The following is a 13539-nucleotide window of genomic DNA, read 5'->3' on the forward strand; positions in this document are numbered from 1 at the left end:
CTAAACGACTGATTAGGCAGGGAAGTAATCCTGTTTGTATTGGACAAAAGCAAAAGTGGTTTTTATTGCAACTGGTCTGTGAAGAAGATGATGTCGATTTACTGCATTCGAGTCATCCTGAATTTGACGGTTGGCGCTGGGTTAGTTATTGGTATCCAGTGCGGAATGTGGTTTCTTTCAAGCGGGACGTGTATCGTCGTGTTATGAAAGAATTTTCACCTACTGCTATGCCCGAACATAGTGGACAAAATCAAGGTAACTATCAAAAATCAAAGCGACGCAGGAAGGCTTAACTAAAGCAGAAATACCCAAGAGATAAACAGGTCTTATGTTAACCGAGCTTAAACGTATCGTTCAAGAAGTGAATCAAATTCCTGTATTTGACGATGCATTAAGCTGTTTGGCGACTAGATTGATAGAAGCTTTGAAAGTCGATTCTTGCAGTATTTATTTGGCCGATTACGAACAACAGCATTTTATGATGGTCGCCACCGAAGGATTAGCCAAGGCAGCGGTAGGCCATGTGTCTGTAGGCTTTTCTGAGGGGTTAGTGGGCTTAATTGGTCAACGTGAAGAGCCCCTTAATATTAGCGATGCGCATCGTCACCCTCGTTTTAAACATTACCCAGAAGTGCAAGAAGATAATTACCACGCTTTTTTAGGTGCGCCGATAATTCATCAGCGCAAGGTATTAGGTGTACTCACCCTGCAACAACAAAAAAAAAGGCGCTTTAGTGAGGATGAAGAAGCGTTTTTGGTGACCCTTGCGATGCAGTTGGCGGTTGAAATTGCTAATGCCAAAGCTCGGGGGGCGATTAATGTTTTACAAGATAATATTCCAAAAGACTGGCAAAAATCTTTAAAGGGCGTCCCGGGTTCATCAGGGTTAGCCTGCGGTGTGGGCTATCTGCAAAATATGATGGTGAGCATTCGTAGTCATGTGCCTAAACGTAGTGAAAACCAACAAGTTCAAATTCAAAATTACCGCCACGCAGTAAGGCAAACTCAGGCTGATATGGCTGTGTTGTCTGAGCGAATGCAAGGAGAAGTGCCTGACGATGTACGTGCCATTTTTCAGCTTTATTATCATTTACTCGATGCAAATAGTTTGGGCCGGGACGTTGAAAAAGAGATCAAATTAGGATGGGACGCAGCAACATCATTGAAAATGGTTGTAGATAGTTATATTCGCCAGTTTCAAGCGATGAAGGATCCCTACATGCGTGAACGCGCAGTAGACGTTGAAGATATGGGAAATAGAGTTTTAGCAAACATCTTGGGTATTACCGCCGACGAACACGAAAACCGAGAGATCCCTCAACATAGTATTTTAGTGGCAGAAGAAGTTACAGCTGTGATGTTGGCCGAGTTCCCAAGTGAAAAACTAATGGGCATAGTGTCGATGCGTGGCTCAAATAATTCCCATGCAGCTATAATGGCCAGAGCCATGGGCGTGCCTGCTGTGATGGGATTAACTAATATCCCTATCGCATTATTAAACGACAAAGAAATTTTGCTCGATGGTTATACTGGTGATGTAATTGTGTCACCAAATATCACTATCAGGCGTGAGTTTGAGCAATTATTGCTTGAAGAACAACTGTTGTCTGAGCGTATTCATGCAGAAGACTCATTGCCTGCTATTACCACAGATAATTGTGAAATTCGGTTGTTAACGAATGCAGGCTTATCACTCGAAGCAGAAAAGAATGACAGCCCACATTCTGACGGGGTAGGTCTGTTTCGTACCGAAATTCCATTTATGATGCGCGAGCGTTTTCCAACTGAACTTGAACAAGTTGCCTTATACAAAAGTCTACTTGAAGCTGAGCCCGAAAAGCTATTTACTATGCGTACTTTGGATGTGGGGGGAGATAAACCTCTATCCTATTTTCCGATTTCAGAGGAAAACCCTTTTCTTGGTTGGCGTGGGATCCGTTTAACTCTAGATCATCCTGAGATTTTCTTAGTACAGATCCGCGCCATGTTACGTGCCAGTATTGGTTTGAATAATTTGAGCATCATGCTACCCATGATAACCTCGGTGAGTGAAGTCAGTGAGGCAAAAAGGCTGATTAGACAAGCATTTTACGAGGTTGAAGAAGAGGCGCAAGAGAAGGGTGAAAGCCTAGTGATGCCCCAAATAGGGGTGATGCTTGAAGTACCAGCTGTGCTTTATCAGTTACCTCAATTATCTAAGATTGTTGATTTTTTCTCAGTTGGAAGCAATGACTTAACCCAATATTTATTAGCGGTCGATCGTAACAATGCCCGAGTAGCCAGTTTATACGATAGTTATCATCCAGCAGTGTTGACAGCGCTAAATACTATTGCAAAGCACTCTGACCTGTTGCGAGTGCCAGTTACCGTCTGTGGAGAATTAGCTGGAGAGCCTGGTGGTGTTGTGTTACTAGTTGCTATGGGGTATCGAAAACTTAGTATGAATAATCACAATTTACTTAAAGTTAAATGGATTATTCGCAATATTCAGCGAAGCAGCGCCGAGCAATTATTGGCTAAAGTGTTGACCTTAAACAACCCACAAGATGTGCGTGAAGAAATAAACCTGTATCTTGAATCTGTTGGGTTAGGCGGCTTAGTACGCGCTGGAATTTAATAGTATATTTAAAGAAAAAGAAGTAAGAGATAATAAACAATGCAGCAGTATTTACAGCTCATGCGCCATGTTTTAGAGACGGGTGTGAAAAAAGAAGATCGTACCGGAACAGGTACACTTAGTGTATTTGGCTACCAGATGCGCTTTGACCTAAATGCAGGGTTTCCACTTGTGACCACAAAAAAGTGCCATCTTGGCTCTATCATTCACGAGTTGTTATGGTTTTTAAAAGGTGAAACTAACATAGCCTACCTAAAGGAAAATAATGTCAAAATTTGGGACGAGTGGGCCACAGATGAGGGTGAACTAGGCCCTGTTTATGGCAAGCAGTGGCGCAGTTGGGAAGGCGCCAACGGACAGGTTATCGACCAAATAAGTGAGTTGGTTGCACAAATCAAAACTAATCCAGATTCAAGACGTTTAATAGTCAGTGCATGGAACCCCGCTGTGTTGCCCGATACCGCTTATTCACCAAAAGAGAACGCCGAGCAAGGCAGACAGGCTTTACCACCATGTCATACTATGTTTCAGTTTTATGTTTTAGAAGGCAAACTTTCTTGTCAGTTGTATCAACGCAGTGGTGATATATTTTTAGGGGTGCCATTTAACATTGCCAGTTATGCGCTGTTGACTATGATGTTGGCTCAAGTCTGCAATTTAGAATTAGGTGACTTTGTACATACCTTAGGTGATGCTCATTTGTATGTTAACCATCTAGAACAAGCGAATTTACAGCTTTCGCGTCAACCTTACCCATTACCGAAAATGACAATTAATCCAAACAAAGATGATATCTTTGGTTTCCAATTCAGTGACTTTGAATTAAAAGGCTATCAGTCACATCAACATATCAAAGCACCTGTGGCGATTTAATGTGTATCAATACAAATTAACATTAGGTAATTACCCCTTATGACTACTCCTGTACTTATTTGTGATGATTCGAGTTTTGCTCGTAAGCAAATGCAAAGATCTATTCCAGATGGATGGGACGTTGAGATTAGTTTTGCAGAACATGGACAACAAGCGCTAGAAATGATCCGTGCAGGTAAAGCTGACGTGATGTTTCTTGATTTGAATATGCCGATTATGGACGGCTATCAGACCATGCAAGCCATTAAGGATGAAGATTTACCTACTATGGTGATAGTAGTGTCGGGAGATGTGCAACCTGAAGCTCGGGCGCGTATGTTGGCATTAGGTGCCCTAGAATTTATCCGTAAGCCCACCGACAATGTTAAGTTGGTTGAAATACTTTCGCAATTTGGCTTGTATTCGGGTGAAGCGTCAGCCACAAAACGTGCCGAAACAGTTAAGCCGACCACAAAAAATTCTCGAGCTGAAAAACTCGATGCCTATCGTGAAATGGCCAACGTAGCTATGGGGCAAGCGGGTGAAAGCCTAGCTAAAATGTTAGGTGAGTTTATTGATTTACCTATTCCTAATGTTAATTTAATTACCCAAACTGAATTACATATGGCGATGGCTGATATTCAGCGCAACGAGAGTGTCTCAGCTGTATCTCAGGGATTTATCAGCGCCGGTATCAATGGTGAAGCACTGGTAATTTTCAACGATTCAAACTTTGATAATATGATTAAGCTTCTTAAATACAACAATGAAAAGAGCAGTGCTTCTTTAGAGCTGGAAGCTTTGATGGATGTATCAAATATTCTTATTGGTGCATGTTTACGAGCACTTTCACAGCAATTGCATTCGGTGTTTAGTCATAATCATCCAATTATATTGGGTAGGCATTGTGATTTGGATGAGATTCTCAAAAACACAGTCCAGAGAAAAGAAGATATGTTGGCCATCGAAATTGCTTATTCGATTAAGAGTCAAAATATCAATTTTGACTTATTATTGTTATTTCCCGACAAATCTATCGATTTGGTATTCGATAAACTTGTTACATCCACTTCTTAAGGTTAGGTTTTATGGCAGTTGACAGCAGTTTGGCAGAAATGCATTGGAAACATGACCTGCTTGGGTCAATTGAAGTGGGTATTGTGGTGCTGGACAAAAATTTTGACGTGCAGGTGTGGAACCAGTTTATGGAAAATCACAGCAGCATAGTACCAAGCATGATCCAAGACAAAAACTTGTTTGAGTTTTTTCCTGACATTGACAAAGAGTGGTTTACTCGTAAAGCGGCGCCAGCATTTTCACTGAAAAGCCCAGTGTTTATTATTTGGGAGCAGCGCCCTTATTTATTTCACTTCAAATGTAACCGTCCTATTACTTCTCAAGCCGATTATATGTTCCAAAATATCACTATCTTTCCGCTGGCATCTTTGTCAGGACAAGTGGAGCAGGTATGCTTAGTCATATACGATGTGACAGATGAAGCGGTGAGTCGCATGGGAATGCAGGCACTCAATAGTGAATTAGAAAAGGTGAGTCGTATTGATAGCTTAACAGGGCTCAACAACAGAGGTTTTTGGGAAGAGCAGTTTGTGATGGAGTACAAAAGAAAAGTACGTAGCGATAGCCCTTCATCGCTGTTGATGTTGGATATCGACCATTTCAAAAAAGTGAATGATACTTATGGTCACACTGCGGGTGACGAAGTGATTAAGGCTTTTTCGAATATCATCAAAAAATCCATCCGAGAAACCGATTGTGCCGGGCGTTATGGTGGAGAAGAGTTTGCCATAGTGTTACCCGATACACCTGTGGCTAACGTCGAATTTGTGTCGGAGAGGATTCGCCGGTTAGTTGAAAAATGTACCTTAGTGTATGATGAGGTAGAAATTTCATTTACTGTGAGTATTGGCATTGCAGGTTTTAAAAATACCTTCAAAGATAGTTCCGAATGGTTGAACGCTGCCGACAAGGCATTGTACCAAGCCAAAGAGTCCGGTAGAAATCGCGTTGTATTGGCGCAGTAAAGCTCTGCCAATTGCACACATCCTTTAAATTATACCAATAAAAACAGTACTTTTTCATGACCCACAAAACCTTTAAACAAGCCCTCCTGAATAAACGGATGTTAATTTGCATTATGACGGGCTTTTCCTCTGGCCTTCCCCTGTATTTACTTATTCAATTTGTACCAGCATGGCTGCGTTCTGCCGACATCGACCTGTCAACAATTGGGTTAATTAATTTGGTTTTGTTTCCATACACTTGGAAGTTTTTATGGTCGCCGGTGATGGATCGTTTTGTCTTACCATTTTTTGGACGGCGTCGAGGGTGGATGTTTGTCACCCAAATTATGTTGATAGCACTAATGAGTGCCTTGTCACTATTTGATCCTGCCTCCCAAATGTCTCAGATTATCTTGATTGTTGCGGCAATCGCATTTTTCAGTGCCAGCCAAGATATTGTTATCGATGCTTATCGCCGAGAGATATTACCTGATGATGAATTGGGCGCTGGTAATGCTTTTTATGCCCAAGCTTATAGGTTGTCGTCATTTGTACCGGGTTCTTTGGCCATGATACTAGCGGGATTTTTTCCATGGTCTGTGGCTCATTTGAGCATTGCTGCTTTTATGTTAGTGGGGTTAGTTACCACTTTATTGATAAAAGAATCTTCTAAACCTGGCGATGAACCACAAACTTTACGTATTGCTGTTATCGAACCATTTAAGGAATTTTTTAGGCGCGATGGATGGCAGCAAGCAGTGTGGATCTTGTTGTTCCTTATCCTATATAAGCTTGGTGACAGCATGGCGACAGCGCTAGAAACGCCATTTTTTATGGATATGGGTTTTTCTACCGTTGAAATAGGATCTATTGCAAAAGTATCTAAGACTATAGGCGCGACTGTTGGCACGATTTTAGGTGGACTCGCCATGATTAAGCTTGGTATAAACCGTAGCTTATGGGTGTTTGGCATCTTCCAATTGATATCGATTTTAGGTTATGTGCTGTTGTCTGTGGTGGGTTATAACCATTTTGTGCTGGCATTAGCGAGTGGCTTTGAGTATTTAGGTGTTGGTTTGGGCTCAGTCGCATTAATTGCCTATATGGCTAAGTCTACCAATAAAAACTTCACCGCTACTCAGTTTGCACTGTTTTCTAGTATTGCGGCTATCCCACGTACCTTTGTTAGTGCGGCAACCGGATTTATAATAGAGTCGGTGGGTTACACCCAGTTTTTTATTATTTGCTTTGTTTGCGCCTTGCCTGGCATGTTGATGTTACTAAAAATTGCTCCGTGGAGTGGCAAGCAAGATCAGGAAAATAACAAACAAGAAGGTAACAATGCTGCCTACCCTAAGTAATTATCCCGAGTTCGAGTTAATTAAGGCCTGATACCAATGCAATCTAAAGGAAGTGGGTAGCAACCTTCACTTTCTAAGCAGTCAAGGCAAGTTTCTAATTCACCTCGTAAATAGGGGTCTTCTATTAGTGTGCGGTGAGGCCAATAATGCACTTGATGCAGTATGTGCCAAAAAATTTGTTCTGTTTTTTCGTAAGGCAGGTTTTTGCCTTTTTTAATTTGTGCCCACTCTTCCATGGTATCCCAAAAAAATAGATCCAATTCCGAATAAGGAATTTTTTGATGTAAAAAGCCTCGGACAAAATATGTCAGCTGCTTGGATTTACGATGTACAAAATGACTGACAGTGGACACTAATAAGACCGCCGAAATTTACCCTGATGAATGGGCTCAAGTATAGCTAGAATTTTTATTTTTTCAGAAAATCGCCGTGTTTTTATAAATACACAGGTATTTATCGGTAGCTTTTATACCCATGAAAATATGCAAAGCCAGTTATCATGACTGATGAGCTACCATCCCATATGACTGACCCAGCCATAAATTTCCTTACTAATGTAAGCATTTTGCTGTTTATTCAAATTGAACCCGAGTAACTCTCTTTGGCGATATTGTAGTTTTAGGGATTTGACTGCTGTTATTTCTCTTTGTGAAACGGTGTTTTTTGCCCACCCGTTATCGCTATTACTGTACAAATCTAATACTGGCATAGGTGTGCTGGCAATCCATTGTGGCAGACGCTGGTTATGTTTTCGGTCGGGCCAATAAGGACTAATGGCAACAAAGGCATCTGGTGTACCTAGCTGTTTTTCGGCATAAATTTTACTCAGCCATGCGGCACTTGTACCTTTACTGATAACTAAGAAAAAACCTGGATATTCCTTGGACTTTTCAATAACGGCTTGTAAAAGAGATACCAGTTGTTGTTCGTGTTTTATAAAGGCTTGATCATCTATGGTGGTAACAGCCATCTTGTTAATATTGATGGGTGTAGTGGCCGAACTTTGCGCCCCTAGTTGGGTCTCGGTTGTGGTTTTATTGTCAAGAGGCGTGGTACTGGCTGTTGTTGGGTCATTGTCCGCAATAGATTCTGGTTCAAGAATAGGCAAAAATCCTGCATCCGGAGCGGGCAGTAATATAGTCACCCAGCCAATTTTATTGAGTTCTTTGGCCAAAGTAGCAAAACCTTCTTGGCCTGCTATTGGAATGCCACTATCGGCTACCATAACGGCTACACCACGAGTAATAGCCGTTGTGTTTTCTTCTAATAGATAGATGATTGGCTGATCGTCCACTTCGAAACTTTGATAGCTATCTGCAAATAAGCCACGTTGAATATCCAACTGCCTTAGCAGTTGTTTATCGAGGGCAGCAAAATTGTTGAAACTCAGCCCAGTCAGAAGAATAACAAACAGAAATTTAATAGGGTTCAGCACTCTGAAAATATGTCGCAATTAGGTTATCGGAAAGTATTCAGCAGTTCTTTAATTTTGACTGATTTTTGTTTGGTATAGGTTACAGATGCTGAGTTTAAAAAGGAACGGGCGATTCAAAACTTAGGGTTTGTTCTGTTGCTGGATGGCGAAAACTTAAAAACATAGCATGTAAATTAAGCCTGTTTGCCATATCTAAAGCTTGCTTATGAGCATATAAACGATCACCAATAATAGGGTGTTGCATACTTAGCATATGGACTCTGAGTTGGTGCGAACGCCCGGTAATAGGTTTAAGCTCCATCCGAGTAGTATTGTTTGTGCGTTCTATCACCCGCCACAGCGTCAGTGCTTTTTTGCCCCGTTCATGATCAATCATTTGTTTTGGGCGATTAGGCCAGTCACAAATTAAAGGTAAGTTAACTTCCCCTTTGTCTTGTTGTACTGTATCAAACACTATGGCTTGATAGGTTTTGGCGGTTTCCCTTAGTTCAAACTGCTTAGAAATATGCCTATGGGCTGCCTTATTTAAGGCCATCACCATTAATCCAGAGGTGGCCATATCTAAACGATGCACCACTGTTGCCGTTGGAAATACTCGCTGAGCCCGGCTTTGTAAGCAGTCTGCATGCTCTTTTGCCTTGCCAGGAACACTCAGCAATCCACTGGGTTTGTTTAATACCAAGATGTCGTTATCTTGCGCAACTATATCCAAGTACGGACGAGTAGGTGGATTGTAATTAATAATAGCCATAAGTTGTTACTGTGGGTTGTTCACAACAAGCCTAATGGCTTCGAGGTTTAAACGCGCTTCGCTCATAATCAGTTTAAGGCTCATGATTTGATTCGCCACATGGTCAATTTCCTCATCACGAATTGCGGGGTTCACTTTTTGTAAGTGTTGTAATCTGGCAAGCTCATCGCCCAACAACTCCTGCATCTGATCAATCCGCTGGGTTTTCACTAGTTCAGCTTGCTGTTCGGCCTGTTGCTGGGCATGGCGTAAGCACTTTTCTATTTGAGGTTTGAGAGCGCTAATTAATTGATTGCCCATTTTAGGGAGTACGGCATCTAACTGGATAAAATGCTTATCTACAGGCTGCGAACTGGCATCAATGCAAATCTTTATAGGTGTAGGGGGCAGAAATCGCGATAGTTGTAATCCTTGAGTGCCTTTAGTAGAAAGTACAAATAAGCACTCTAACCAGTAGGCGCCGGCTGGCTTAGTTTGGTCGCGACAAAAGGCCATAGAACTCTTGCCAATAACATCGGTCGTTAACATATCCATGGCATGATGGATCATCGGGTGATCCCAACTTAGAAACGTCACATGTTCTAGTAGGGTGGCAGTGGTGCGCTCATAGGTGACTGTCATGCCTTCTTCGTCTAGGCCTGGAAGTGGGCTGATCATGGTTTCGGTCGGGCGAAGCACATAACAACTTTCGCCATTGTCTTCTTGTAGTAATCCTATTGCATCAAATAGGCGAGTCATAAAGAGTTCCAGTGTAGGAGACTGCTCGGCCTGTAATATTTGCTGTAAAAAGCCGTCAATTCTGCCTTGCCCTGAAGAATTGAGTTCCAGCAGTTTATCTCTGCCTTGCTCTAATTTTAGCTTGAGTTCACGGTGCAAAGTGGCGGTTTGATTAATCAATTGCTCTGACAACGCAGTGTCTTCGGGCGCTTGAATGCAAGCATGTAGCATTTCTTGGGTTTCTTCGTACACAGTCATGCCGGTAGGGCAGGTATGTTCGAATGCGCCTAGGCCTTGGTGGTACCAATCCAGCAATACCTGTTGGGCGCTCATGTCAAAATATGGGACATGAATACACACATCATGCTTTTGACCAATTCTATCGAGGCGACCGATGCGCTGTTCTAAAAGGTCAGGCACTAAAGGTAAATCAAACAATATAAGGTGATGGGCAAATTGGAAATTACGCCCTTCGCTGCCTATTTCGCTGCAGATAAGCACTTGGGCGCCATCTTCAGACTGGGCGAAATAATTGGCCGCTTTATCTCGATCAACAATACTCATACCTTCATGGAACACAGTGGAGCGTGTCCCCGCTTTTACCCGTAAGGCTTCAGATAATTGCAATGCGGTGCTGGCATTGGCGCAGATTGTTAGGACCTTTTCGCCTTTTAAGGATTTTAAATGGTGAATAAACCAGTCGACTCTAGGATCGAAATTCACCCAAGAATTGACAATGTTAGGGTGCCTTTCTGGGGTCAATTGTAGTTGTAAATTGTTTGGGTCGTCAGCGAGTAGCAAGGAATATTCGATTGGTTGCAGTAAGGAATAGCTATAGAGTTTTCTACTTGGAAAGCCACTTACCCCAGCGCGACTGTTTCTAAATAGCAGTCGTCCGGTGCCATGTTGATCTAAAAGTGTATGCAGCAGCTTAGTTTTGGTCTGTGCATCAGAGGCATTGATATCTGTTAACATCTCAGCTTCGGCAAACTGACTGATGGCTTGAACATCCTGATCACTTAGCTTTGCACCGCTCAGTAAGGGGCCAATAGCCGTGGCGAGTTGACTGTATTGATGCTCTTCGGCTACAAAGCTTTGATAATCATGAAAACGAGCGGGATCGAGTAATCGCAATCTGGCAAAGTGGCTTTCATGGCCAAGCTGATCCGGTGTAGCGGTAAGGAGCAATACCCCTTTAGTGGCATTAGCTAAGCCCTCTATTACTTGATATTCCTGAGAAGGCTGGCCTTCAGACCAAATGAGATGATGGGCTTCATCTACCACCATCAGGTCCCACTGAGCTTCCAGTGCTTGTTGATAATAACGACTATTGTGAGTTAAAAAATCCAGGCTACAAATAACTAATTGTTCTGCCTCAAAAGGGTTGCCTGCGTCTTCAGACATAGCTTCACAGCGTTGCTCATCAAATACCGAAAAAGCCAAATTAACCCGGCGTAACATCTCTACTAGCCATTGGTGTACTAAGCTAGAAGGCACCACTATCAATACTCGCTGCGCTCTGGCTGTTAGCAATTGCTGGTGGATAATCAACGCCGCTTCAATGGTTTTACCTAAACCCACTTCATCAGCCAGTAATACTCTAGGGGCATGGCGGCCACCTACTTCAGAGGAAATATGTAATTGATGAGGGATTAAATCGACCCTCGCCCCTACAAACCCCAACAACGATGAGGTGCTATGTGCAAATTGATGTGACAGGCATTGCTCACGAAGGTCGAACCATTTGGGGTGGTCAAATTGGCCATTTAATAAACGTTGTTCTGGTTGATTCAGTTGAAAGTGGTGATCGACGAAAGTTTCTTTTAAGACCACAGCTTGAGTGGTATCGATGCGCTGGCCAATATATGTCAGCTGTTGGTCTTTCTGTTGTACTTGTTCAACCACCATCTCCCAGCCTTCATGGCTTTTTACCGTATCGCCAACCGCAAACTCTATTCGGGTTAAAGGGGCTGTTTGAGCTGCATAAACACGGCTTTCACCTGTGGCGGGAAATAACAGGGTAACTGTGCGAGATTCGATCAGCACTATTGTGCCTAGGCCTAAATCAGTTTCAGTATCACTGAGCCAGCGTTGCCCTAAGGCAAAATATTGTTGCTTAGCCATTTTCTTTTCCTTCGCTGTGTAATGTCTGCTGCAAAACGGGCGCGCATTGTAGCAAAAATTTAATCATCTACTGTTTAAAAGTAGATGATTGTCTACAGAAAGTGTTTTATTGTAATCCTAACGTTAAGTGTGTTTTGGATTCTGCGTTAACTTAGTCAAATGGACTCGAAACATGAATTAGCGGCTAGGTTTGTGATCTAAATCCAAAGAGGAGCGCCGGATGCCCAGAAAAAAAGCACTAAGTTCAAAAGTTTATGTGTTAGATACCAATATTCTGCTGCATGAACCCCTTGCCTTTTTATCCTTTAAAGAAAACGATGTAGTGGTTCCCATGACAGTGCTTGAGGAACTAGATTACATTAAGGACAGTAAAAAAGACGTCGCCCGCGACGCACGAGTTTCCATTAGAGCGATGGAAGATCTGCTTCATGACGCAACACCAGAAGAGCTGATGCAAGGGGTATCTATGCAAGGCTTAGGTGCTGGAGAAGCTGCGCCTACAGGTAAGCTTTCGATTTTTGTCGATCATGGTATGCCTGTATCCCAACAAGTGTTTACCAGCAATGAAAATGATAACCGCATTATCAATAGCGCCCTATATTTACAAAAATCTCATCATCCAAAACAAATAGTTTTGGTGACAAAAGATATCAATATGCGCTTAAAAGCCAAAGGCGCTGGCTTAGCCCACGTAGAAGATTACCGCACCGATCAACTCGTTACAGATATCAAATACTTATCAAAAGGTTATCATCAATTTTCAGGTGAATTTTGGGACATTGTGAAGGCTGTAGACAGTCGTACCGAAGGACGTGACACTATTCATACTATCGATAGAAATGTGCTGCCCGAGGCCTATGTAAACGAATTTTTATTAGACGATAGTCAACATTTCGCCGGTTTAGTGGAATCCATAGATGGCGAGCATTTAGAGGTATTAGATTTAGGTTATGAGCGTTTAATGGGTCGTAAAGCGTGGGGCATTCAACCTAAAAATATTGGTCAAGCTATGGGACTACATGCATTGCTCGACCCCCATATTGATTTAGTCATATTAACTGGCCCTGCTGGCAGTGGTAAGACCTTACTAGCGTTGGCGGCGGCGCTCGAAATGGTGATTGAGAAAAATATGTACGATAAGATCATCGTCACCAGAAGCACCCCTGAAATAGCCGAATCTATAGGCTTTTTGCCCGGTACCGAAGAAGAAAAAATGGCTCCTTGGTTGGCCGCTATTACCGACAGTTTAGAAGTGCTGCACAAAAATGATGAAAACGTAAAAGGATCGATGAGCTACATCATGGAAAAGGCCAACATTCAGTTTAAGTCAGTGAACTTTATGCGTGGTCGAAGTATTCAAAATGCCATAGTGATTTTAGATGAGTCACAAAATCTCACAGCTTCACAATTAAAAACCATTATTACCCGCTGCGGTGAAGGCACTAAGTTGATTTGTAGTGGTAATTTGGCTCAAATCGATAGTAATTACCTAAGCGCAGTGACCTCGGGTTTGACTTACCTAGTTGAGAAATTTAAGAACTTCTCTGGCAGCGCCACAATGACGTTAGACGGAGTGGTACGCAGTCGACTAGCGGAATTTGCCGAAGAGCAATTATAAGCTGACAATAAATAGAATATAAGCAAATGCCGCAAACTTGTGG

At 42.4% G+C, this 13539-nt stretch carries 10 protein-coding genes and 1 pseudogene; 7 read left to right on the plus strand and 4 right to left on the minus strand.

Features of this window, described 5'->3' with window-relative positions; all coding sequences use genetic code 11:
- The 6 genes and pseudogenes from Q0688_RS26240 to Q0688_RS26265 all read left to right on the plus strand — a co-directional run.
- Positions 1–293: pseudogene (locus tag Q0688_RS26240) on the plus strand (RNA pyrophosphohydrolase); the annotation flags it as partial.
- 35 nt (positions 294–328) lie between these two features.
- The gene (gene ptsP / locus Q0688_RS26245) at positions 329–2617 is read left to right on the plus strand and encodes a phosphoenolpyruvate--protein phosphotransferase (protein ID WP_299084606.1); all 2289 of its coding nucleotides are present in this window, start codon (positions 329–331) and stop codon (positions 2615–2617) included.
- A gap of 39 nt (positions 2618–2656) precedes the next feature.
- The gene (locus Q0688_RS26250; RefSeq protein WP_299084609.1) at positions 2657–3490 is read left to right on the plus strand and encodes a thymidylate synthase; all 834 of its coding nucleotides are present in this window, start codon (positions 2657–2659) and stop codon (positions 3488–3490) included.
- Between the two features lie 39 nt (positions 3491–3529).
- Positions 3530–4546 carry a response regulator gene (locus Q0688_RS26255; protein WP_299084612.1) on the plus strand — a complete coding sequence of 339 codons (1017 nt, stop codon included), beginning with the start codon at positions 3530–3532 and terminating at the stop codon, positions 4544–4546.
- 11 nt (positions 4547–4557) lie between these two features.
- On the plus strand, positions 4558–5511 hold the full coding sequence (locus Q0688_RS26260) for a GGDEF domain-containing protein (RefSeq protein WP_299084615.1): 954 nt from the start codon (positions 4558–4560) through the stop codon (positions 5509–5511).
- A 56-nt stretch (positions 5512–5567) separates the two neighbouring features.
- Positions 5568–6851, plus strand: a complete 1284-nt coding sequence (locus tag Q0688_RS26265) for an AmpG family muropeptide MFS transporter (RefSeq protein ID WP_299084618.1) — start codon at positions 5568–5570, stop codon at positions 6849–6851.
- A gap of 20 nt (positions 6852–6871) precedes the next feature.
- Here Q0688_RS26265 and Q0688_RS26270 read toward each other — a convergent pair whose 3' ends face one another.
- The 4 genes from Q0688_RS26270 to rapA form a co-directional block, all read right to left on the minus strand.
- The gene (locus tag Q0688_RS26270) at positions 6872–7204 is read right to left on the minus strand and encodes a hypothetical protein (protein WP_299084620.1); all 333 of its coding nucleotides are present in this window, start codon (positions 7202–7204) and stop codon (positions 6872–6874) included.
- A gap of 158 nt (positions 7205–7362) precedes the next feature.
- Positions 7363–8304 carry a DUF3530 family protein gene (locus tag Q0688_RS26275; protein ID WP_299084623.1) on the minus strand — a complete coding sequence of 314 codons (942 nt, stop codon included), beginning with the start codon at positions 8302–8304 and terminating at the stop codon, positions 7363–7365.
- Between the two features lie 76 nt (positions 8305–8380).
- Positions 8381–9037, minus strand: a complete 657-nt coding sequence (locus Q0688_RS26280) for an RluA family pseudouridine synthase (RefSeq protein ID WP_299084626.1) — start codon at positions 9035–9037, stop codon at positions 8381–8383.
- A gap of 6 nt (positions 9038–9043) precedes the next feature.
- Positions 9044–11878, minus strand: a complete 2835-nt coding sequence (rapA, locus tag Q0688_RS26285) for an RNA polymerase-associated protein RapA (RefSeq protein WP_299084628.1) — start codon at positions 11876–11878, stop codon at positions 9044–9046.
- A 220-nt stretch (positions 11879–12098) separates the two neighbouring features.
- Here rapA and Q0688_RS26290 point away from each other — a divergent pair, with 220 nt between their 5' ends.
- Positions 12099–13496, plus strand: coding sequence for a PhoH family protein (locus tag Q0688_RS26290; protein WP_299084630.1), 1398 nt, complete (start codon positions 12099–12101; stop codon positions 13494–13496).
- Positions 13497–13539: the final 43 nt, after the last annotated feature.

The organism is uncultured Paraglaciecola sp., from assembly GCF_937123705.1.
Lineage (GTDB): Bacteria > Pseudomonadota > Gammaproteobacteria > Enterobacterales > Alteromonadaceae > Paraglaciecola.